The organism is Streptomyces prunicolor, assembly GCF_045162825.1.
GTDB lineage: Bacteria > Actinomycetota > Actinomycetes > Streptomycetales > Streptomycetaceae > Streptomyces > Streptomyces prunicolor.
Map to the genome: position 1 here is coordinate 3,667,304 of NZ_CP108676.1, position 22,494 is coordinate 3,689,797.

General features: G+C 70.5%; 19 protein-coding genes and 2 tRNA genes. 4 read left to right on the forward strand and 17 right to left on the reverse strand.

The window, feature by feature from the left end; genetic code table 11:
* Nucleotides 1–84: 84 nt before the first annotated feature.
* From OG588_RS16420 to leuS, 5 genes are all read right to left on the reverse strand, one after another.
* Nucleotides 85–2,802 carry a ComEC/Rec2 family competence protein gene (locus tag OG588_RS16420; protein ID WP_405947953.1) on the reverse strand — a complete coding sequence of 906 codons (2,718 nt, stop codon included), beginning with the start codon at nt 2,800–2,802 and terminating at the stop codon, nt 85–87.
* Entirely contained in the window at nt 2,799–3,683 is an 885-nt protein-coding gene (locus OG588_RS16425) for a helix-hairpin-helix domain-containing protein (RefSeq protein WP_405947954.1), read from the reverse strand. The genes OG588_RS16420 and OG588_RS16425 overlap by 4 nt, the downstream gene beginning before the upstream one ends.
* 563 nt (nt 3,684–4,246) lie before the next feature.
* A complete protein-coding gene (locus OG588_RS16430; protein ID WP_266856636.1) occupies nt 4,247–5,092 on the reverse strand; it encodes a DegV family protein in 846 nt (281 codons plus the stop codon).
* 126 nt (nt 5,093–5,218) lie between these two features.
* Nucleotides 5,219–5,950: a hypothetical protein gene (locus OG588_RS16435; RefSeq protein ID WP_405947955.1), complete on the reverse strand. Its 732-nt coding sequence runs from the start codon at nt 5,948–5,950 to the stop codon at nt 5,219–5,221.
* A gap of 153 nt (nt 5,951–6,103) precedes the next feature.
* Entirely contained in the window at nt 6,104–8,983 is a 2,880-nt protein-coding gene (gene leuS / locus OG588_RS16440) for a leucine--tRNA ligase (protein ID WP_405947956.1), read from the reverse strand.
* A gap of 444 nt (nt 8,984–9,427) precedes the next feature.
* Here leuS and OG588_RS16445 point away from each other — a divergent pair, with 444 nt between their 5' ends.
* Together OG588_RS16445 and OG588_RS16450 are read left to right on the forward strand one after the other, a co-directional pair.
* Entirely contained in the window at nt 9,428–10,747 is a 1,320-nt protein-coding gene (locus OG588_RS16445) for a cytochrome b/b6 domain-containing protein (protein WP_405947957.1), read from the forward strand.
* The gene (locus OG588_RS16450; protein ID WP_405947958.1) at nt 10,744–12,357 is read left to right on the forward strand and encodes an NADH-ubiquinone oxidoreductase-F iron-sulfur binding region domain-containing protein; all 1,614 of its coding nucleotides are present in this window, start codon (nt 10,744–10,746) and stop codon (nt 12,355–12,357) included. The genes OG588_RS16445 and OG588_RS16450 overlap by 4 nt, the downstream gene beginning before the upstream one ends.
* Before the next feature lie 125 nt (nt 12,358–12,482).
* Here the strand turns inward: OG588_RS16450 and OG588_RS16455 are convergent.
* The 4 genes from OG588_RS16455 to OG588_RS16470 all read right to left on the reverse strand — a co-directional run bounded on the left by OG588_RS16455 (nt 12,483) and on the right by OG588_RS16470 (nt 14,545).
* Nucleotides 12,483–12,555 (reverse strand) — tRNA-Ala (locus OG588_RS16455).
* 133 nt (nt 12,556–12,688) lie between these two features.
* Nucleotides 12,689–12,922, reverse strand: coding sequence for a hypothetical protein (locus tag OG588_RS16460; protein ID WP_003976229.1), 234 nt, complete (start codon nt 12,920–12,922; stop codon nt 12,689–12,691).
* A gap of 3 nt (nt 12,923–12,925) precedes the next feature.
* A complete protein-coding gene (locus OG588_RS16465; RefSeq protein ID WP_019063265.1) occupies nt 12,926–13,099 on the reverse strand; it encodes a hypothetical protein in 174 nt (57 codons plus the stop codon).
* A gap of 69 nt (nt 13,100–13,168) precedes the next feature.
* On the reverse strand, nt 13,169–14,545 hold the full coding sequence (locus OG588_RS16470) for an MFS transporter (protein WP_405947959.1): 1,377 nt from the start codon (nt 14,543–14,545) through the stop codon (nt 13,169–13,171).
* A 208-nt stretch (nt 14,546–14,753) separates the two neighbouring features.
* Between OG588_RS16470 and OG588_RS16475 the strand changes: the two genes are divergently transcribed.
* Nucleotides 14,754–15,599: a helix-turn-helix transcriptional regulator gene (locus OG588_RS16475; RefSeq protein ID WP_405947960.1), complete on the forward strand. Its 846-nt coding sequence runs from the start codon at nt 14,754–14,756 to the stop codon at nt 15,597–15,599.
* 70 nt (nt 15,600–15,669) lie between these two features.
* On the opposite strand, the gene OG588_RS16480 is transcribed toward OG588_RS16475, so the two are convergent.
* The 7 genes from OG588_RS16480 to OG588_RS16510 all read right to left on the reverse strand — a co-directional run bounded on the left by OG588_RS16480 (nt 15,670) and on the right by OG588_RS16510 (nt 20,060).
* Nucleotides 15,670–15,742, reverse strand: a tRNA-Ala gene (locus OG588_RS16480).
* 94 nt (nt 15,743–15,836) lie between these two features.
* Nucleotides 15,837–16,502, reverse strand: coding sequence for a histidine phosphatase family protein (locus tag OG588_RS16485; RefSeq protein ID WP_019063262.1), 666 nt, complete (start codon nt 16,500–16,502; stop codon nt 15,837–15,839).
* Nucleotides 16,499–16,942, reverse strand: coding sequence for a ribosome silencing factor (gene rsfS / locus OG588_RS16490; RefSeq protein WP_405947961.1), 444 nt, complete (start codon nt 16,940–16,942; stop codon nt 16,499–16,501). Before rsfS ends, OG588_RS16485 begins: the two co-directional genes overlap by 4 nt.
* 169 nt (nt 16,943–17,111) lie before the next feature.
* Entirely contained in the window at nt 17,112–18,830 is a 1,719-nt protein-coding gene (locus OG588_RS16495; protein WP_405947962.1) for an LCP family protein, read from the reverse strand.
* 16 nt (nt 18,831–18,846) lie between these two features.
* Nucleotides 18,847–19,536: a nicotinate-nucleotide adenylyltransferase gene (gene nadD, locus OG588_RS16500; RefSeq protein WP_026151393.1), complete on the reverse strand. Its 690-nt coding sequence runs from the start codon at nt 19,534–19,536 to the stop codon at nt 18,847–18,849.
* Nucleotides 19,537–19,603: 67 nt separating this feature from the next.
* Nucleotides 19,604–19,765 (reverse strand): hypothetical protein, encoded by a 162-nt coding sequence (locus OG588_RS16505; protein WP_043676433.1) that lies wholly within the window; start codon nt 19,763–19,765, stop codon nt 19,604–19,606.
* 133 nt (nt 19,766–19,898) lie between these two features.
* Entirely contained in the window at nt 19,899–20,060 is a 162-nt protein-coding gene (locus OG588_RS16510; protein WP_033285921.1) for a hypothetical protein, read from the reverse strand.
* Between the two features lie 101 nt (nt 20,061–20,161).
* Here OG588_RS16510 and OG588_RS16515 point away from each other — a divergent pair, with 101 nt between their 5' ends.
* Nucleotides 20,162–21,286, forward strand: coding sequence for a M48 family metallopeptidase (locus tag OG588_RS16515; protein ID WP_366091577.1), 1,125 nt, complete (start codon nt 20,162–20,164; stop codon nt 21,284–21,286).
* Between the two features lie 84 nt (nt 21,287–21,370).
* Here OG588_RS16515 and OG588_RS16520 read toward each other — a convergent pair whose 3' ends face one another.
* Nucleotides 21,371–22,459 (reverse strand): hypothetical protein, encoded by a 1,089-nt coding sequence (locus OG588_RS16520; protein WP_026151392.1) that lies wholly within the window; start codon nt 22,457–22,459, stop codon nt 21,371–21,373.
* Between the last annotated feature and the right edge of the window lie 35 nt (nt 22,460–22,494).

Here is a 22,494-nt window from a genome sequence, read left to right on the forward strand (position 1 = left end):
GCGTCACCGTCAGCTGGTCGCCCCCTCTCCTTCCCGGCCCCCCCTTCCCCCCCACCCCACCCCCGCCCCGCCCCCGCCCCGCCCTCAGTCCGGTGTCACCCGGAGCTCGTCCCCCGCGCCTCCGACCGCCAACGCCCCGTCCACGTCCGTCCGCAGGACCACCGCGCCCATGGCCCGCAGCGCCGCGACCGTACTGGGGGCGGGGTGCCCGTAGACGTTGTGTTCACCGCAGGAGATCAGCGCCAGCCGCGGAGCGACCCTGCGCATCAGGTCCGGGTCTTGGTAGGCCGAGCCATGATGGGCGACTTTGAGTACGTCCACGCCTCCCAGTAGCGCGGCCGCCGGTGACCTCAACAGCTCCTGCTGGGCCGGGGGTTCGAGGTCCCCGAGCAGCAGCAGTCGTAGCCCGGCCGTCCTTACCAGCAGGGCGACGCTCGCGTCGTTCGGCCCGTCCGGGTCCGGCGCCGGGCGCGGTGGGGGCCACAGCACCTGCCAGGAGAGCGGACCGGTGCGGCGCTGTTCACCGGCCACCGCACGGGTGATCGGGATGTGTTGTTCCGCCGCCGCCCTCCGTACGAACTCGGCCTGGTCCGCGGGCTCTTCGAAGGACGTCGTCTCGATGGCGCCCACCGCGCGGCCCCGCAGCACCCCGGGCAGTCCCGCCACGTGGTCGGCGTGGAAGTGGGTCAGGACGACGAGCGGAATCCTGGTGATGCCGAGTGTGCGCAGACACTGGTCGACCAGTTTCGGATTGGGTCCGGCGTCCACGACCACGCCTGTGCCCTTGCCCGCTGCGAGCACCGTCGCGTCGCCCTGCCCGACATCACACATCGCGAACCGCCAACCCGGCGGCGGCCACCCCGTGATCACCCGGGTCAACGGCGCCGGCGCCACCACGATCAGCAGCAGCAACAACCCGCAGACCCCGCACAACCAGGGGTACTTCAACAGCCTCCGCCCGACCAGCACGAGGGCCGCGACCGCGAGCGCGAGGAGCAGTGCCCCGGTCCAGCTGCCCGGCCAGTCCACTCCCCCACCGGGCAACGCCGCGCCGGTCCGGGCAACGTCCGCGATCCACCCGGTGGGCCAACTCGCCCCCCAGGCAAGGACCTTGGCCACCGGCATCGCCACCGGCGCCGTCGCCAGCGCCGCGAAGCCCAGCACCGTGGCCGGCGCGACGGCGATCTCCGCGAGCAGATTGCACGGCACCGCCACCAGGCTCACCCGCGCCGACAGCACGGCCACGACCGGCGCGCACAACGCCTGCGCGGCGGCAGCGGCGGCCAGCGCCTCGGCCAACCGCGGCGGAACCCGGTGCCGACGCAGCGTTCCGCTCCAGCGCGGCGCGAGCGTGAGCAGGGCACCGGTGGCCAGCACGGAGAGCAGGAAGCCGTAGCTGCGGGCCAGCCAGGGGTCGTAGAGCACCAGTAGCAGTACGGCCGTCGCCAGGGCCGGGATCAGTGATCTGCGGCGCCCGGTCGCCAGCGCGAGCAGCGCGACGGCACCGCAGGCCGCGGCTCGCAGCACGCTCGGGTCGGGCCGGCACACGACGACGAACCCGAGCGTGAGTACCCCGCCGAGCAGTGCGGTCGCCCGGAGGGAGATGCCGAGACGCGGTGCCAGACCCCTGCGTTCGATGTGCTGGGCGAGGCCGGGTGGGCCGATGAGGAGGGCGAGCAGGATGGTGAGGTTGCTTCCGGAGACGGCGAGGGTGTGCGCGAGGTCCGTCGCCTTGAACGCCTCGTCCAACTCGGGTGTGATCCGCGCGGTGTCCCCGACGACCAGCCCCGGCAGCAACGCCCGCGCGTCGCCCGGCAACCCGTCGGTGGCCTCACGCAGCCCGGCCCGCAACCGCCCCGCGAACCGCTGTGCTCCGGACGGCCCCTCCACCACCTCCGGCACCGGCTGGTTCCGTACTCGCAGCACGGCCGCGACCCGGTCCCCGCTCGTCAGCGAGGGCGCCAACCGCGCGGTCACCTTCACTCGCGTGGACGGAAGCAGCCCGAGCCAGGGCGAACTCTCCGGACCACCACCAGAACCCCCCGTCGCGCGCCCTCCCTTGGCGGACGAGCCCGGGTCGACGATCAACAACACCGGCGCCCGCGTCTCCACGACCGTCCCGTCCATCTCCTCGACCCGCCGCACCTCGGCCTCGATCAGCACGGAGACCGGAGCCGCGTGATCCCCGCTGATCCGGGGCCGGGTCAACCGTGGATCGGAACCGACCTCCACCTCCGTGGTCACGGTCGCGTACTCCCGCGCCAGTTCGGGCACCGGCCCGCGCCGCAGATCGGCCCCGTGCAGCCCGGCGGAGGCGGCGGCCGCGGCGATGGCGAGGAGCAGGGCGGCGATCGAGACATGGGGCCATGCGGCCTGCCGCCATGAGGGTGCGGGGTGCACTCCCTCCGGTGAGAGGTCAGGGGGAGTGTCCCGTGAGAGGTCAGGGTGAGTGTCCCGCCGAGAAGGAGTACGACCGCCGGCCGTGCCGTCCCGCCGCCGCGTCACCAGCAGCAGCACGAGCGCCACGGTCAGCGCGGCGACGGCGACTCCTGTGACCCAGCCGGGCGACGCGTCCAGTGCCAGTGCCGCCGTCGCCCAGGCCGCGAGCGCGGGCGGTACGAGTCGTAGGTCCGTCGGTCCTTCCTGTTGGGGGTGCGCAACGCCCCGCCGGTTCCCGGAGTCGGCGTGCACGGTTCGGCGGGCCGGCGTGGGGACGTCGTCCTGTGCCGTGCGACGAGGGGGCGCGGGCTCGGGCGGATCGACGTGGGCGGAGGGCGTGGCCGCACCGGATCCCGTGGTCATGGCTGCACCAGGTCCCGCAGATCGGCGAAGCGACGGTCACCGATGCCGTTGACCTGGCGCAGCTCGTCCACCGAGCGGAAACCGCCGTGCTGGGTGCGGTAGTCGATGATGTGCTGGGCCAGCACCGGTCCCACACCGGGCAGGGTGTTGAGCTGGTCCGCGGTGGCCGTGTTGAGGGACACCGGAGCCGTCGGAGCCGCTCCCGCAGCGGAGCCCGCCGAGCCCGCGATCCCCGTGCCGTTCGCACCGCCCGCACCAGGCGCCGCCGCGGGGGCCGGACCGCCGACGACGATCTGCTCCCCGTCCACGAGGAACCGAGCCCGGTTGAGCCCGTCGGTGTTCGTGCCCGGACGCACCCCACCCGCCGCCCGCAACGCATCGGTCACCCGCGAACCGGCCGGAAGCCGATGAACCCCGGGCTCCCGGACCTTGCCGCTGACGTCCACGACGATCTCGGTACCGGCGGCCGCACCCGAAGCACCTCGCGCTCCGACCGACGAGGCACGCGGCTCGGCCCCTGTCCCCGCAGCCCCACCCCCACCGCCGCCCCTCTCCACATCTCCATAGGGAGCCGCCGCCACCACCTCCGGGGCACGCACGGGCTGGGTCCGGCCCACCCAGAAGTGCTGCACGGCGAAGACCGCGGCCACGACGAGCAGGACACCGAGCGCGACCACGTTCCGCCGCTCCAGCCCGCACCGCGTCTGCACCCACACCGGCATCCGCTCCCGCAGAGCCGCCCCAGCCCGCTCCCGCCAAGCCCCGGCCACACGATCCCGCCCGACGCCTACCTCTCCGGTGCCACTGAAATCCCCACCGTCGCCGCCCGCTCCGGCCCCTCCGGCGTACGAGAAGTCATCAGCCTCCAGGGCAACACCCACCGGCACCCCCACCCGAACCCCCCGTTGCCCCGACCCCAGCCCAGGCCCAAGCCCAGGCCCAAACTCCGGCTCCGGCTCCGGAACAGCCCACGGCCCGGCATCAACAGGCACTGGAGAACGAAGCCCCGCCGCCCTGACCACAGCCGGAGCAGCCCGCCCCCTCGTCTCGCGCACGGGCGGAACAAGCGCCTCTACGACTTCACCCGGCGGCCCGTTCCCCAACTCCCCCCGCTCCCCGGCACGTTCACCAGGTTCGCCAAAGAGCAGTTCCGCCCGTCGCCGAAGTTCCTCTGCCGAAGCCTGCCGATGTGCCCGCCCCCGTGCAGGTGTGCGGCGATGCCGAGTTCGGCCGTCGGAGGACGGGGGGCGGCCCGGGCCGCTGGTCGCAGTCGCTGTGTGTGAGCGTGATCGAAGTGCCATGCGCCGAGGATCGGACATTCCGCGACGTCGCGATGATCTTGGTCAATTCCCGGGGACGACCGCCCAGTTGTGGATAACTCCGTCACCCACACGGGCGCCGCCCGCCCAAAACACCGCTCAGGCACCGCCCCCGGCAAACCCCGTCACCGAGGCGAAACCACAGCCCCCAACAACCCAGGCCCGGTATGCGCCCCGATCACCGCCCCGACCTCGCTCACATGCAGATCGGCCAGCCCCGGTACCCGCGCCCGCAACCGATCCGCGAGCGCCGACGCCCGCTCAGGCGCCGAGAGATGGTGGACGGCGATGTCGACCTGCGCGCTTCCCGCCCGGTCCGCCGCGAGCTCCTCAAGGCGGGCGATCGCCTTCGACGCCGTCCGTACCTTCTCCAGGAGTTCGATGCGCCCGCCCTCCAGCTGGAGCAGCGGTTTCACGGCGAGCGCGGAGCCCAACAGGGCCTGCGCCGCGCCGATTCGGCCGCCCCGGCGCAGATAGTCGAGGGTGTCGACGTAGAAGTAGGCGGAGGTGCCGGCCGCCCGTTTCTCCGCGGCCGTGACCGCCTCGTCCACCGTGCCGCCGGCCTCCGCCGTCTCGGCCGCGGCGAGTGCGCAGAAGCCGAGCGCCATCGCGACCATCCCGGTGTCCACGACCCGCACCGGCACCGGTGCCTCACGCGCGGCGACGACCGCCGCGTCGTAGGTGCCCGAGAGTTCGGCGGAGAGGTGGAGGGAGACGATGCCGGTGGCGCCGGACTCGGCGACCTTGCGGTAGGTCTCGGCGAAGAGCTGGGGGCTGGGGCGCGAGGTGGTGACGGGGCGTCGCTTCTGCAGGGCCTGGGCCAGGGAGCGGGTGGAGATCTCGGTGCCCTCTTCGAGCGCTCGGTCGCCGAGGACCACGGTCAGCGGCACCGCTGTGATGCCGTGGCGCTCCATCGTCAGCGGCGGCAGGTAGGCCGTTGAATCGGTGACGATCGCGACATGGCGGGACATGAGCTGGAGGTTACCTGCCGTAGCGGCCGGGCGGCAGCCCGACCCCTTTCACCTGGGCCGGAACCGGCCGGATCACACCATGCCGCACGTTCACACCGTGCCGCGCCCTCACACCGTGCCGTCCGGTCAAGTCGTGCTCTCCGGACGGGGTTTCTTCTGCCAGGGGTAGACGGGGCGCCGTCCCGGCGGGGTGATGGCGGACGGGGCCGGTTCCTCGGCGGCGGGGCGGGAACACGGGGGTTCCGGCCAGGTCTGCCGGCCCGTCGTGGCGTCGGCGGGCGGGGCCTCGGGCCACGGAGGTGTCGTGTGCTCGGCCTTCGTCCAGTGCCGCAGGGCACCGGCCTCCATGTCTATCTGGGCGCTCAGCGTGTCCAGGTCGTCCTCCGCGAAGCGGCCGGCGCGGTCGCGGGCCGCCCAGCGCAGCGAGTCCGCCGACTTCGTGATGCGCTCGGTGCGCTCGCGCAGCGCGGGCAGCCGCTCGGCGAGCGTCCTGCAGTCCGGCTCGGACTCCAGACGCCTGAGCTCGCCGTCGAGTTCACGGCCGTGCGCGCTGAGCCGCTCGAAGAGGCCCAGGGACTCCTTGAGCGACTCGTCCTCGGTCACGCCCGCGTGCAGCGCGTCCTGGGTCGCGCGCATCGATGTGCGCAGCGCGAGCCGGAGTTGGGCCACCTGCCCCTGTGGGCCGGGCTGGGCGAAGGACTTGGCGCGCAGGGTGTGGTCCTCGACCGAGCGCCGGGCCTGCGCGACCGTGCGGTCGACGCCGCGCTTGGCCGCACCGACCGCCTTGACCGCCGCATAGCCACCTACGACCATGAACAGCAGGAAGAGAAGGGCGAAGACTGCGATCACGGCTTCCAACGCTCCTCCACCGGCTCCGGGCGGCACACGCCGCGCCGCTCTTCAACGGTAAACGCTACGGGCAGGTCCGGAGTTCCACAGGAACCCTGGACCTGCCCGTAGGGGACTACCCCGAGACACTCGCACCGACCCCGGCGAAGAACCGCATCAGAACTACGCCGGAACGATGTTCACCAGCTTCGGCGCCCGCACGATGACCTTGCGGATACCCGCGCCCTCCAGCGCGGCGACGACCTTCTCGTCGGCCAGCGCGACCTTCTCCAGTTCGGCGTCGGAGATCGTCGGCGGGACCTCCAGGCGGGCCTTGACCTTGCCCTTGATCTGCACGACGCAGGTCACGCTCTCGTCCACGACGTACGCCGGGTCGGCGACCGGGAAGTCCTGGTGGACGACCGTGTCGGTGCGGCCCAGCTTGCGCCACAGCTCCTCGGCGATATGCGGGGCCAGCGGCGCGATCAGCAGCACCAGCGACTCGGCGACCGGGCGCGGCACGGCGCCGCCCGCCTTGGTCAGGTAGTTGTTCAGCTCGGTGACCTTGGCGATCGCCGTGTTGAACCGCAGGCCCTCCAGGTCTTGGCGCACCCCGTCGATCGCCTTGTGCAGGGCGCGCAGGGTGTCCTCGCCTGGCTCGGTGTCGACGACCGTGACCTCGCCGGTCGTCTCGTCGACGACGTTGCGCCACAGCCGCTGCAGCAGCCGGTACTGGCCCACCACCGCGCGCGTGTCCCACGGCCGGGACACGTCCAGCGGGCCCATGGCCATCTCGTACAGGCGCAGGGTGTCGGCGCCGTACTCGTCGCAGATCTCGTCCGGAGTGACCGCGTTCTTCAGGGACTTGCCCATCTTGCCCAGCTGCCGGGAGACCTTCTCGCCCTGGTAGTAGTAGGCGCCGTCGCGCTCCTCCACCTCGGCGGCCGGCACCGGGAAGCCGCGGCTGTCCTGGTAGACGTAGGCCTGGATCATGCCCTGGTTGAACAGCTTGTGGAACGGCTCCGGGGACGAGATGTGCCCCAGGTCGAACAGCACCTTGGACCAGAAGCGCGCGTACAGCAGGTGCAGTACGGCGTGTTCGGCGCCGCCGACGTACAGGTCGACGCCGCCGTGCGGCATGCCCGCGCGGGGGCCCATCCAGTACTGCTCGATGGCCGGGTCGACCAGCTTCTGGTCGTTGTGCGGGTCCAGGTAGCGCAGTTCGTACCAGCAGGAACCGGCCCAGTTCGGCATGGTGTTGGTCTCGCGGCGGTACTTCTGGGGGCCGCGGCCGTCGCCCAGGTCCAGGGTGACGGCGACCCAGTCCTCGTTGCGGGACAGGGGCGTCTCCGGGGACGTGTTCGCGTCGTCCGGGTCGAAGGTGCGCGGCGAGTAGTCCTCGACCTCCGGCAGCTCCAGGGGCAGCATCGACTCGGGCAGCGAGCGCGCGATGCCGTCCTCGTCGTAGACGATCGGGAAGGGCTCGCCCCAGTAGCGCTGGCGGCTGAACAGCCAGTCGCGCAGGCGGAAGTTGACGGTGCCCTCGCCGATGCCCTTGCGGGCCAGCCACTCCGTGATGCGGGCCTTGGCCTCGGCGACCGGCAGGCCGTCCAGGGAGATGTCGCCGTTCGAGGAGTTGATGATCTTCGCGTCGTACGACCCGAAGGCGTTCTCCCATGTCGACGTGTCGGTGCCGCGGCCGTCGGTGGGCTCGACGATGCAGGTGATCGGCAGCTCGAAGGCGCGCGCGAAGTCGAAGTCGCGCTGGTCGCCGCAGGGGACGGCCATGATCGCGCCGGTGCCGTAACCCATCAGTACGTAGTCGGCGATGAAGACGGGCAGCCGCTCGCCGTTGACCGGGTTGGTCGCGAACGCGCCGGTGAAGACGCCGGTCTTCTCCTTGGCCTCGGTCTGCCGCTCCACGTCGGACTTGGTGCCGGCCTGCGCGCGGTACGCGGCGACGGCCTCCGCCGGGGTGGCGTGCCCCCCGGTCCACACGTCGTGCGTGCCCTCGGGCCAGGCGGCCGGCGTGAACTTGTCGACCAGCGGGTGTTCGGGCGCCAGCACCATGTAGGTCGCGCCGAACAGGGTGTCGGGGCGGGTGGTGAAGACGGTGATGTTCTCGCCGTCCACGGGGAAGTCGACCCGGGCGCCCTCGGAACGGCCGATCCAGTTGCGCTGCTGCAGCTTGATGGCCTCGGGCCAGTCCAGCGCGTCCAGGTCACCCAGCAGCCGGTCGGCGTAGGCCGTGATGCGCATGTTCCACTGGCGCAGCTTGGCCTTGAAGACGGGGAAGTTGCCGCGCTCGGAGCGGCCGTCGGCGGTGACCTCCTCGTTGGCCAGGACGGTGCCCAGGCCGGGGCACCAGTTGACCGGCGCGTCGGAGGCGTACGCCAGGCGGAACTCGCCCAGGACGTCGGCACGTTCGGTGGCGCTCAGCTCGGGCCACGCGCGCGTGTGCCCCGGTACGGCTCGCTCACCGGTCTCGAACTGGGCGATCAGCTCGGCGATCGGGCGGGCCCTGTCGGCCTCGTCGTCGTACCAGGAGTTGAAGATCTGGACGAAGATCCACTGGGTCCACTTGTAGTACTCGGGGTCGATCGTGGCGAACGACCGGCGCTTGTCGTGGCCCAGGCCCAGCGCGCGCAGCTGGGACGTCATGTTCGCGATGTTGGCCTCGGTGGACACGCGCGGGTGCGTGCCGGTCTGCACGGCGTACTGCTCGGCGGGGAGGCCGAAGGCGTCGAAGCCCAGGGTGTGCAGCACGTTGTGGCCGGTCATCCGCTGGTACCGGGCGAAGACATCGGTGGCGATGTAGCCCAGGGGGTGGCCGACGTGCAGGCCCGTACCGGAGGGGTACGGGAACATGTCCATGATGAACTTCTTGGGGCGGGCGGCCAGTTCGGGGTCGCCGGCCAGGTCACCGGTCGGGTTCGGCGCCTCGTAGGTGCCCTGGGCTTCCCAGAAGTCCTGCCAGCGTGCCTCGATGTCCGCGGCCATGGCGGCCGTGTAGCGGTGCGGGGCGACCACCTCGGCGGCGGCAGCGGGGTTCGTCTCGCTCATGATCCTCAAAGCTCCATCGATCGTCTCTGCCGGCGGCTGCGACATTCAGGCTGTGACATCCACCATGTGACATCCAGCAAATGAAAAATCCCCTCGCACAGGAGGGGACGCCGCGCCGATTCCGACCTCACCGTTCGCCGGTGGTCGGGACTGATCAGCGCGGCTCGCTAAGCAGAAGGCGTACAGCACGCATGGCATGAGGGTACCGCAGCCCTTGAGCACAACGCGACGCGCTTCCGTATCACCCTTGGCACCCTGTCCACAGCGGCGTGGACCGACCCCAGTTCGAGGACTACCTTCGCGTACCACCCACTACAGGACATGACTGCAAGCGCATAGTCGTTTGATAACAACGCAATAACTCAAACCTCGTACCCACCGGTATGGAGCCACTTAGAGTTCGGCAGCGGGACCGCTTTCCCGATACTGCTCGGAGTTGCCCCCATGAACCCTCGTCGTAGTACCAGTTCGCTCCCCAAGCCGGGCCGCTCGGCCTATGGCGTGGTGAGCCTCGTCGTCCTGATCTTCATACCCGTGTTCGTGCTGGCCGGAGGCAGCCAGGTACAGGACTTCCTCAACTTCGGTGCGGGCGTTCTCTCGCTCGTCTCCCTCTCCTGCTCGGTGATCTGGGGGCTCGTCGCCCAGGACCGGGTCATCCTCAACATCCGCCAGCGGATCGTGGCGCAGGGCATCCACCGGGTGACCGCCGTCGGCTCGATCGCCTTCCTCGTGATCCACATCACGGTCAAGCTGGCGCTCGACCACACCGTCCTGATCGCCGCGCTGATCCCGTTCAGCCTCGGCGTGAAGGGCAGCGCCGGGCTGATCGGCCTCGGCTCCCTCGGCGGCCTGCTGATGATCTTCGTGGGCATCACCGGCGCCCTGCGCAACCAGTTCGCGTCCCCCGCGCCGGTCGCCGCCCGCTGGCGCGCGATGCACATGCTGGCCTACCCGGCCTGGTGCGCGGCGCTGATCCACGGCCTGTTCGCGGGCCGCGCGGCGAAGCCGTTCTTCATGATCTCGTACGAGCTGTGCCTGGTCGGGGTCGCCGCCGCCCTCGCACTGCGCTCGGCGCCCCGCCCGTTCAAGCGCAGGTTCGCCGACAAGGTCGCCAGGCTCCTGGGCAACGAGGAGCGGCCGGGTCTGGACGAACTCGACGCGAGCCGCGGTCGCGTGGGCGAGTCGTCGCTGCCGGGCTTCGAGAAGCGCGAGAGCCGGCGGCCGGCGCAGCCCTCGTTCACCGAGACCGGGTCGATCCCGCGCGTGGACTCCAACGCCATGTATGAGACGAGGTCGATGACCCCGGAGGCGGCCAAGAACGATTTCGCCGCCGCCTACCGCACCGCCGACCCGTCCACCGGTCAGATGCCGTACGTCGACCAGACCTCGCGCATGAACATGCCGATGGACATGCAGAACACGCAGGCGGTCCCCCGCGCGGACAACGGCGGCAGCACCTCCGGCAGCTGGCCGGTCCCCTCGCCGCCGCCGGTCGGCGAGGCGCCCCCGTCGGCGTACGACCCGCTCCAGGACACCGGGTACAACAACATCCCGACGTACAACAACAACGCGAACACGGGCGGGTACGGCGAGGGATACGTGTACGACACCGGTGAGTCGAACGGGGCCTCCGGTACGTACAACCCCAATGACACGTACAACAGCGGTCCCGCCACTGATCAAACGCCCAACGCTTCGTACGACTTCGACGCGCAGGGCGGCTCGGGCGAACCTTGGAACACGCCTTCCGGAGGCTATAGGTGAACGAGGCCCTGCCCGACGTCCCAGAAGTCCGCGTGGTCGGCCTTCCGCAGCTCACGTCAGGCTTCGACCTTGTCGAGAGACTCGACCTGCCCATGCACCTGAAGGTGCACGGGCCGCTCGAACCAATGGGCGGGGAGCAGCTCGCGAAGCTCTCCGAGGCCATCAACCTGAAGGGCCGCGGCGGCGCGGGCTTCCCCTTCCACAAGAAGCTGCGGTCGGTCGCCGAGGCGGCGATCAAGCGCGGTGTACGACCGGTCGTCGTCGTCAATGGCAGTGAGGACGAGCCGGCCTGCCGCAAGGACACGGTGCTCATCAACCGTGCCCCGCACCTCATCCTGGACGGCGCCCTCCTGGTCGCCGAAGCTCTGGGTGCCCGCACGCTCGTGGTGGGGGTCACCCGTGAGTCGACGCAGCGCTCCATGGAGGCCGCGCTCGCGGAACGCGGCCTGAGCAACACGCGCCGCTCAGCCCTGAAGGCGTTCGTCCAGCGCAACCCGATCCGCATGGTCACCGGCGCCGCCGCGTCCCTGATCCGCTCGATCGACGGCGGCCCGGCGATCCCGCCCGGCCGCAAGGTCAGCGCCTCCCAGAACGGCGTCGGCGGCGTCCCGACCCTGCTCTCGAACGCCGAGACCTTCGCCCAACTCGCCATCGCCGCCCGCATCGGCCCCGAGCGCTACGGCAACACCGGCCTCTACGACGAGCCCGGCACCGTCATGCTCACGGTCTCCGGAGCGGTCGCCCGCCCCATGGTGATCGAGGTCCCCACGGGTGTACCGCTGCGCTACGTCCTGCAGTTGGCCGGCGCCCCGCCGGTCCCCCAGGGTGTGCTGACGGGTGGTTACCACGGCAAGTGGATCGACGCGGCGACGGTCAACGAGGCGATCGTCTCCCGCAACTCCCTGGACGCGGTGGGCGGTGCGCTCGGCGCGGGCGCCATCATGCCGATCACCCAGGAGACCTGCCCGCTGGGCGAGTCACTGCGCGTGGCCCAGTGGCTGGCCGACGAGAGCGCGGGACAGTGCGGTCCCTGCTACCTCGGTCTGCCCGCCGCCGCGCGCGGCATGGAGGACATCCTCAACGGCGGCGGCCCGGCCGCCCTGGAGGCGCTCAAGCAGGTCGCCAAGGCCGTGAAGCGGCGCGGCGCGTGCTCGCACCCGGACGGCTCCGCGATGTTCCTGGAGTCGACCATCAAGGCGTTCACGGACGACCTCGCCGCCCACGTCCTCGGGAACGGCTGCGGAAGGCCCGTGGAGGGCGTTCTGCCGCTCTTCGAGGCCGGCCAGCTCCCGGCGGGCATCACCAGCGGCGCGGAGGCCGAGGAGAGCGGTCCCAGCCGTCAGAAGATCTACGTCGACTGGACGCTGTGCCGGGGCCACGGTCTGTGCGCGGACATCCTCCCGGAGGTCTTCGAACTCGGCGCCGACGGCTTCCCCACCGTCGCGCAGGCGCAGGTGCCGCGGTACGCGGAGGCGAAGGCGCTCCGCGCGGTGCGCCGTTGCCCGGCGCTCGCCCTGCGCCTGGAGGAGGAGACCGCGCGGGACAAGGGCCCGTCCCGCAACCTGCCGGTCCTCTCCCAGGGCCGCGGCCGGCGGGCGCTGGGCCGCTGAGCACACGAACAGCGGGCCGCCCTCTTCTTAAGAAGGGGCGGCCCGCTGTTCCATGAACGGCGCCAACTCCCCCTGAACACACCGAAGGCGGGTCATCCTCTCGGATGACCCGCCTTCGACTTCTGTGGAGCTAAGGAGAATTGAACTCCTGACCTCCTGCATGCCATGCAGGCGCTCTACCAACTGAGCTATAGCCCCTCGCAGGGTGCTACCGGGTCTCCCCGGCGGCGACGCCAACATTACCGGTGGACCCGGTGCACCACCAAATCGTTTCGGTCGGCGTGACGGTGACCGTGATCGCCGGGACCTCCTCGCGGGGCCCCGGCCTCAGTCAAGCGGTGACGAACGAATAGAACCGTTTCAAAGTGCAGTGCTCTTCCAGGAGTCGACCGTAGATCGGCTCACCCTCGAGTTCGCGGTACGTCTCGATCGGGTCGCCTTTTATGATCAGCGCCCGCGCGCACTCCTCGCACCAGTACTGGTAGTCGGGATTCACCGGTTCCATGTCACGGACGATCGGCGTCCCACTGCCGCACCAGTCGCACTTTCGCCTGTGTGCACCCATCGATCAGCTCCAGCTGTGGCCGCAGGCCGTGCACACGTAGGAAACTCCGCCGTTGTCACCAAGGACTTGGGCCACGTGGGCGGAACCGCAGGAAGGGCAGCTCAGGCGGGTGATCGTATCCCGTATCAACGCCGCATCGAAGAGGTGGTCGACCTCCTCGATGATGCTCGCAGGCATCGCTACTCCCTCCCGTCGGGCCGCGCCCCCTTCCGGCCGTTTGATTCTGCCACGGCCGGACCAATACGGTCAGCGACGCCTCAGTACCAGTCCGGACACGGCACCCACCGCGGCCGTCCCCGCCAGCGCGAACACGCACGCCAAAAGCGCCTTCGCAGAGGTATACGCCCCCGGGGCCCCAAGTGACTCAAGCCGGTTCAAGAACAGTGTGCCGAAAACCGCGACCCCGATCAGCTGACCCAGCTGCGCGACCGTGGACAGCAGTCCGCTGGCGTCCGCCGCGTCCTCGGGCCGCACGGTCGACAGGGCCCGGGTCAGCGTCGGACTGAAGGCGAGCGCGAGCCCCGCCCCCACGCCGACGTACGCCACGTACAGTACGGCCCCGCCGCGGTCACCGCCTTCGAACGCCAGGCCGACTCCCAGGACGGCCGGCACCGTGATCACGAAACCGAGCGGGGTCAGCGCCCGCTGCCAGGCCGCCGGCCACCTGCCCCAGGTCAGTCCGACCGCCCCGAAGACGACCGCGGTCGGCGCGAAGGTGAGACCGGCGCGCAGCGCGCTGAAGCCGAGGCCGCCCTGGACGTGCAGAGTGAGCGCGAACAGGAAACCGGCGTTGATGGCCATCACGGCCAGGATCCGGAAGACGGCGAGACCCATACCCGGGTGACGCAGCACACGCGGTGCGATCAGCGGGGCTCCACCGCGCCGGGCGAGCCGGGACTCGTACACGCAGAACGCCGCGAAAAGCACCGCCGAAGCGATCAGCGACAGCCACGACCACAGCGGCCAGTCCTCCTCCTGCCCCAGCACCAGCGGCACCGTCAGCAGCGAGACCGCCGAGGCGAGCAGCACAAGACCCGGCACGTCGAAGGCCCGTGCGCGCTCCGGCTCCGCCCCGGCGCCCCTCGGCAGCACGCGCCTGCCGACGAACAGGAGTATGACACCCACGGGCACGTTGACGAGGAACACCGGCCGCCAGCTGGTACCGAACAGGTCGGCGCTGACGAGGACACCGCCCAGGATCTGTCCGGCCGCGGCGCCGACGGCGATGACCGCCGAGTAGACGCCGAGCGCCCGCATCCGGGCCTCGCCGACGAAGTGCCGCTGGATCAGGCTGAGCACCTGAGGAATCATCAGCGCCGAGCCGGAACCCTGGATCAGGCGGAACACGATCAGCTCGGTCGAGCCCTGGGCCAGCCCGCAGGCGAGCGAGGCGGCGGTGAACAGGGCGAGCCCGGCGAGGTGGACCCGGGCGTGACCGAGCCGGTCGCCGAGCCGGGCGCCGGTGATCAGCAGCACCGAGTACGTGATGGTGTATCCGGCGATCACGAGCTGCAAGTCGGCGCCGGACGCGTGGAGTTCGGTGCCGATGGTGGGGGCGGCGACGTTCACGATGAACACGTCGAGCAGCGCCATGAACAGGGCCGCGAGCAGCACCGCGAGCATCGGCCCACGGCGATTGTCAGTGCCAGGGTCTTTACTGGTGGCAGGAGTTGGAACGGGTGCGGAATCCGGTTCCGTCCGGGGTGATGTCGTCATGCGGTCGAGCGTGGGGGCGCTCCGGTACGGGTGCCGAGAGCCCGCTGATGCTGGTACCGGCAGCACCTGGCAGGGACCGAGTCGGGCGTCGAACATGGGGGATGTGACGATGGGGATGGGGACGACACAGCGCCGCCGGCCCGAGCTGGCCGCGTTTCTGCGCAGCAGGCGCGCCCGGGTGACACCGCACGACGTCGGTATGCCGCCGGGCTTTCGACGGCGTACGCCGGGGCTGCGCCGCGAGGAGGTCGCGCAGCTCTCCGGAGTGGGCGTCACCTGGTACACGTGGCTCGAACAGGGGCGCCCGATCAACGCGTCGGCCCAGGTGCTGGACGCCGTGGCGCGCACGCTCCGGCTCGACGCGCCGGAGCGCGAGCATCTGTACCACCTGGCCGAGGTGCCGTACGCGCATCCGCCGGAGGTGATCCCGCGGTCGGTGGGGCCGGAGATCCAGGGCATCCTCGACGCCCTCGATCCGCGCCCGGCGGTGGTCTACAACGCGCGGTACGACATCCTCGCCACCAACTCCCCCTACCGGACGGTGTTCTGGCTGGATCCCCTGCCGCCGGGCCCGATGCCGAACGCGTTGTGGAAGCTGTTCACGGTCCCGGAGGAGGAGTGTCCGCTGCTCTACCGGGAGACGGAGCTGCCGGTGATGGTGGCGACGCTGCGCTCGGCCTACGGAGTGCATACCGGCGAGCCCGTCTGGGAGGAGTTCATACGGGGGCTGTCGGCGGCGAGTCCGCTCTTCGCGCGGCTGTGGAAGAGCGGGGACGTGGCGGAGCCGGGGCGGCGGGTGAAGACGTTCCGGCATGAGGAGGTGGGCGAGATGCGGATGACCTCGGTGTCGTTGTCGGTCAACGGCATGCCGGAGTGCCGGATCGTGGTCTACACCCCGGCCGACGAGGAGACTCGGCTCCGTACTGAGGCGCTGACAGCGACGAAAAAATCCCACCCCTGAAAGGGATGGGATCTCATCGATTCGATCGTGGACGACTCTCGATCCTTGACAACTCAAGAGTGTTCATCTGTGGAGCTAAGGAGAATTGAACTCCTGACCTCCTGCATGCCATGCAGGCGCTCTACCAACTGAGCTATAGCCCCTTACGTTCTTCCCGCTCGGCGGGGCGAACAAGAAGAACTTTAGCCTGCGACCTGCCGGAAAGTGAAATCCGGGGTCGGGGCCCTGGAGGGCCGCTCAGTCGTCGTCGCCGAGCACCGGTTCCGGGAGCGTGCCGGCGTTGTGTTCCAGCAGGCGCCAGCCGCGGGCGCCCTCGCCGAGCACCGACCAGCAGCAGTTGGAGAGGCCGCCGAGACTCTCCCAGTGCTGGGACTCCAGACCGAGGAGACGTCCGATGGTGGTGCGGATCGTGCCGCCGTGGCTGACCACCACGAGGGTGCCGTCCTCGGGCAGCTTCTCGGCGTGCCGCAGCACGACGGGAGCGGCCCGGTCGGCGACCTCGCTCTCCAGCTCGCCGCCGCCGCGGCGCACCGGCTCCCCGCGCTTCCACGCGGCGTACTCCTCGCCGTGGCGGGCGATGATCTCCCGGTGCGTCAGCCCCTGCCAGACGCCCGCGTAGGTCTCCCGCAGGCCCTCGTCGTGGGTGACGTCGAGGTCGGTGAGGGCGGCCAGCTCGGCGGCCGTGTTCGCCGCCCGCTTCAGGTCGGAGGCGACGATCGCGTCCGGCTTGAGGGAGGCCAGCAGCCGGGCGGCCCGGCGGGCCTGGCCGATGCCGGTCTCGGTGAGCTCGACGTCCGTGGTGCCCTGGAAGCGGCGCTCCACGTTCCACGCGGTCTGCCCGTGCCGCCACAGGATGACGCGGCGGCCCCGGCCCGCCTTGCGGCCGTCGGCCCCGGCGCTCACCGCACCTCCCCGAACTCGGAGGCGTCCTCCTCGGCCTGCAGCTTGGCCTGCTCGGCAGCCTTGCCGCGGGTGGCCTTCGCCTCGGCGGGGAGGTCCAGCTCGGGGCAGTCCTTCCACAGCCGCTCCAGGGCGTAGAAGACGCGCTCCTCGCTGTGCTGGACGTGGACGACGATGTCGACGTAGTCGAGCAGGATCCAGCGGGCGTCACGGTCGCCCTCGCGGCGCACCGGCTTGGCGCCGAGTTCCTTGTTCAGCCGCTCCTCGATCTCGTCGACGATCGACTTGACCTGACGGTCGTTGGGAGCGGAGGCCAGCAGGAAGGCGTCCGTGATCGACAGCACATCGCTGACGTCGTAGGCGATGATGTCGTGCGCGAGCTTGTCGGCGGCCGCCTGGGCGGCGGCGGAGATGAGCTCGATGGAGCGGTCAGTGGCGGTCACTACGCGGCTTTCGGTCGGCGGTCAACAGACCTCAAGGGTCTCACGGACCGCGGACGGCCCCCCACGTGAAAAACGGAGCACGCCCCGGAGACCGGCCGGGACACCGGCTCCGGCCTCCGGGGCGTGCTCTCCGTCACGACCACACCGCTACGACGGCACGGCTACGGCGTCACGAGGACGACGACGGCTTGTAGTCGGTGCCGAGGATCACCGAGACGTCCGCGTTCGCCGAGACTGTGCCCTTGGTCACGGTGCTGGTGGGCAGGCCCAGGGTCTTGGCGACCTCGGTGGCGTTCTCCTTGTCGGCCGCGTCGGAGTACGTGATCTTGGACGTGGCCGAGGCCGTGGACGCCGTGCCGGCCTCCAGGAAGGTGAAGCCGCCGTTGAGGAGGACGACGCGGGCCTTCTCGGTGTCGTCCTTGACGCCGGTGGCGTTCTGGACGGCGACCCGGACCGCCGAACCCTCGTCGGGGCTTTTCGCGGTGCCGCCCAGGATGTCCTTGACGACGCTGGCGGAGGCCTGCGCGGTCAGGGTGCCGTCGTTCTGGACGGGCAGCAGGGCGGTCTTGTAGTCACCGCTCTTGGCGAGGTCGGCGAGCTTGGCGAGGAAGGTGCCGAGGTCCTTGTCGGTGAGCGGGGGGTCCAGGATCTGGGCCAGGGTCTGCACGGTGGTGGTCGCCGCCGTCGGGTCGGAGGTCAACTGGCGCAGCACGCCCTGCATGACCTGGCCGAACCGCTCCAGCTGGGCGTTCTGGGCCTCACCGGAGGCGCGGTAGGTGGCGTAGGCGACGGCCATCTTGCCGCTGAGGGTCTGGTCCTTGCCCTTGTGGACGAGGGGCGCGGCGTTCTTCTTCGTCGCGGCCGGGTCGGGCACGTCGGCGTTGGTGTCGAGGTCGATGTTGCCGACGAGGTCGACCAGGTTCTGCAGGTAGGGGGTGTCGAGGCGCCAGGTGCCCTCGATGTCGGTGCCGAGGACGGTGTTGAGCTGGTCGACGGTCCCTGAAGTGCCGTCGTCGTCGACCGACTTGGCCAGCGTCGTCGTGTTGCCGTCGTCGTCCGTGAGGGCCAGGGAGTTGGGCAGCAGCACGGTGGTGCCCTGCTTCAGGGTGGTGTTGTCGACGAGCAGCACCGAGGAGGTGCCGCCCTTCGAGGTGTTGTGCAGGTGGACGACGATCACGTCGCGGTTCTGGGCGCCGGCGGCCGTCGTGGTGCCCGACTTCGAGGCGGACGAGGACACTCCGGGGAGCTTCCCCGCGTACCAGAGGTAGCCGACACCGCCGGACGCGACGAGCGCGAGGACCACGACGAGGGCGACCATGCGGCCGCGGGCGCGGCGCTTGGCCTCCTCGCGGCGCTCGGTGCGGTTCTCGGTGAAGTTCAGCCAGTCGATGACGTCCTCGGAGTCGTCGGTCGGCTCCTCCACGAAGGCGAACTGCTCGGTGCGGTAGTCCCGTTCACCCGTCTCCGGGGTCTTCGGGTCTTCGGCTTCCGTGTCCTCGGCCGGACCGGCCTGTTGCGGGATGTAGGCGGTCTGCTCGGCGACCCGGGGCTGCTGTCCGCTGGTCGCGGTCTGCCCGTAGGGGTCGTAGGCCGTCGTCGTCCCGGTGGCGTACGGGTCGTAGCCGGACTGGGGCGCCTGTTGGCCGGTGTCGTAGGGCTGCTGGGTGCCCGTGTCGTACGGGGACGGCTGCTGCTGGGTGCCGGTCGCGTACAGGTCGTAGGCGTAGCCCTGTTGTTGCTGCTGCCCGTACGGGTCGTACGGCTGCTGCTGCGGGGGCTGTTGGGTCTGCTGGGCCGGGACCTGCCGGTAGACAGGCTGGTTGTACTCGTCGTAGCCGACGAGTTCGTACTGGTCGCCGCCGTACCCGGCGTCGTATCGGTCGTTCACCGGTGCCCCTCTCGGCTCACTCGCCGCGGTACAGCTCGCGCTTGTCGATATAGCGCACGACTCCGTCGGGCACCAGGTACCAGACGGGGTCTCCCTTCGCGACTCTCGCACGGCAGTCTGTTGAGGAGATGGCCAGCGCGGGAACCTCGATCAGCGAGACGCCGCCCTCCGGGAGGCCCGGGTCGGTCAGCGTGTGGCCGGGGCGGGTGACCCCGATGAAGTGCGCGAGGGAGAACAGCTCCTCCGCGTCCCGCCAGGTCAGGATCGCGCCGAGGGCGTCGGCGCCGGTGATGAAGAAGAGGTCCGCGTCCGGGTTGAGCGCCCGCAGGTCGCGCAGGGTGTCCGTGGTGTAGGTGGGACCGCCGCGGTCGATGTCGATACGGCTCACCGAGAACTGGGGGTTCTCGGCGGTCGCGATGACCGTCATCAGGTAGCGGTCCTCGGCCAGCGCGACCTTGCGGTCGGTCTTCTGCCACGGCTGACCGGTCGGGACGAAGATCACCTCGTCCAGATGGAACTGCGCGGCGACCTCACTGGCCGCCACGAGGTGCCCGTGGTGGATCGGGTCGAACGTTCCGCCCATGACGCCGAGACGGCGCTTGCCGGGGTTCGACGGGCCGTTGTTGCGCGGGCCGTTCGCCATTCGGATCTCCGTGCCGCGCGTCGTGTCGTTCGCCGGACCGGTAGGCATGTCCTGCTCTCCCATGCGTGCAGACCCTACCGGCCCGGTGTGAAGGCCCCGAGACCCGTCCGGCGGACAGAACGGGCAGAACCTAGCGGTCGCGGTTGAAGCGGGTGGTGATCCACAGCAGGAGCATGAGGAGGAGGAACGCGCCGCCACCGGTGATGATCGGCTGGAGGCTCTCGTGGTTGCCCCCGCCCTCCCCCTCGGCGGCAAGAGTGACCAACTGGGCAGCAGTGCCGTGGATGCTCATCTTCAGCAGAACCTATCCGGTGTGGGCGGGATAAAGATGTCGGCCCATGGTAAGCGGGCGCCCCGGCGGCGATCACGCCGACTCCGCCATTGGGAACGCGACATGGGCGTCGGCAGGGAACTCGACGGGCGTCTCAGTCGTCCTTCTGTTTGTACCCGCGCAGCAGGAACCACGCGGTCAGGATGCAGCCGAGGAACATCACGATCAGTACGACCCTGAGCAGATCCCCCGACCCTTGCCGGGGGGCCGCGCTCGCGGCCTCTGCGAGCCAGGCGGCTGCGGAATGGGGCTCCATGCGTTGACTCCTTCGCTGTACTGCCCGTCAACGGTATCTCCGCCTAGGCTGGGCTCTGCTTCGGGGGCACTCAGGGCACTCACACGCACATGGGGGACCACATGTCCGAAGACGGCCAAGAGCAGAACGCGCACGAGAACGTGCCGAGCAGGCAGCGCCGGCGCTTCCCGGGGATCTCCTCGCGTGCGTACGAGCACCCGGCCGACCGCTCCGCCCTGGTGGCGCTGCGCAAGCTGACCGGGTTCGACACGGTGTTCAAGGCGCTCAGCGGGCTGCTGCCCGAGCGCAGTCTGCGGCTGCTGTTCCTGTCCGACTCGGTGCGCGTGTCGGACCAGCAGTTCGCGCACCTCAACGACATGCTGCGGGACGCCTGTTACATCCTGGACCTGGAGAAGGTCCCGCCGATGTACGTCACCCAGGACCCGCAGCCCAACGCGATGTGCATCGGCCTGGACGAGCCGATCATCGTCGTCACCACCGGCCTGGTCGAGCTGCTCGACGAGGAGGAGATGCGGGCGGTCGTCGGCCACGAGGTGGGCCACGCGCTGTCCGGCCACTCCGTGTACCGCACGATCCTGCTGTTCCTGACCAACCTGGCCCTGAAGGTCGCCTGGATCCCGCTGGGCAACCTCGCGATCCTGGCGATCGTGACGGCGCTGCGCGAGTGGTTCCGCAAGTCGGAGCTGTCCGCCGACCGCGCGGGTCTGCTGGTCGGCCAGGACCTGCGGGCCTCGATGCGCGGCCTGATGAAGATCGCGGGCGGCAACCACCTGCACGAGATGAACGTGGACGCCTTCCTCAAGCAGGCCGAGGAGTTCGAGTCGGGCGGCGACCTGCGCGACTCGGTGCTGAAGATCCTGAACGTGCTGCCCCGCTCCCACCCGTTCACCACCGTGCGGGCGGCCGAGCTGAAGAAGTGGGCCGCGTCCCGCGAGTACCAGCGGATCATGGACGGGCACTACCCGCGGCGCAGCGAGGACAAGGACACCTCGGTCTCGGACTCGTTCCGCGAGTCGGCGGCGAGCTACGCGAGCAACGTCAAGAACTCCAAGGACCCGCTGATGAAGCTGGTCAGCGACTTCGCCGGCGGCGCGGGCGACCTCGGCGGCCGGGTGCGGCGCGGCTTCGGCGGCTTCGCGAGTTCGACCCCGCAGGACGAGCCGCCGACGGGCTCGGCCAACGGCACGGAGCAGCCGCCCACGGACGACACCCCGCCGCGCGACTGAGGACCGACCTCGCTCATCCATCACGTACGGCGGCCGTGCACGACCACCACCGAGCGCGGCCCCCGGCGTGGAAATTCAGGGAACTCACACCTTCGGCTGCGCGCTCGTCGCCAGTGATCCGCACAGTGCCGTCGCGCTGCCCGTCGCGTACGGGTCCGTGCCGGCCGGGCCGCCCGCCTTGGCGGTCTGGCCGGCGAGCAGCGGGCGCAGATGGGTCACTGAGTCCTCGGCGCAGGACAGCGGCCCGGCCTGGACGTAGGAGACGACGAGCTGGGCCTGGTGCATGCGCAGGTCGTCGCGGTCGAAGCGGAAGTGCAGTTCGCGGCGGACGGTGAACAGGGACACCTGGGCCTGGCCGCCGGAGCCTACCGAGGCCGCCGAGCCGGTGGACCGCAGCGCGTAGACGAAGGTTCCGTCGGCGGTGACTTCGAGGGTGGACGAGTCGATCTCGGTGGCCTGCAGGGTGCCCTGGACACGGATCTTGCTGTCGGCCAGCTGGACGCGTGAGGGGTCGAAGCGAACCAGCCATCCGGTGGGCTCGTGGCGGCCGTCGGCGGTCGGGTGCTCGAAGCTCTGGTCGAACTGGTCGAGTTGGTCCGGGTCGACGAGGACGCGCGCGGGGCGGATCTGTCCGCCGGTGAGGACGGCCGGGTAGAGCGAGGACTCCACGATGTAGTCCTTGGCGGTGCTGAGGGCGGCGATGACCTGGCTGTCCGAGAAGTGCGAGGTGCGCCGCGCGGCCGGCAGCGGTAGGCCCTCGGCGCCGACGGAGAACTGCGCGGCGGGGCTGTGCGCGTAGAGGTCCTCGGCGTCGGCCGCCCCCGGCACCTTGCCCTGGGGGGACAGCGGGATGACGGTCATCCGCAGCGGCTCGGCGGGCTGCTGGGCCGTGGGGGTCGTGTACGGATGCCGTACACCCATGTAGATCGCGGTGCCGAAGGCGACGGCGATCAGCATGACCAGGATCAGGGCCTGGCGGGAGAGACCGCGGCGCAGGGCCGGGCGGCGGCGGACGGCGGGTGCGTGGTCGGCCATGCGCTCCTGCGCGGAGAACTCCTGGAGCCGGGCAGCGCGGACGAACGACTCGTCGAAGACGACGGATCGGTACTCGTCCTCACCACCACCGGGAGCGCCCTCGGGCATCCCCTCGGGTGGGTCTCCTGGACCGCCCATACTTTCAGAGTAGGTCTCTGGAGCCTCAGGTAAAC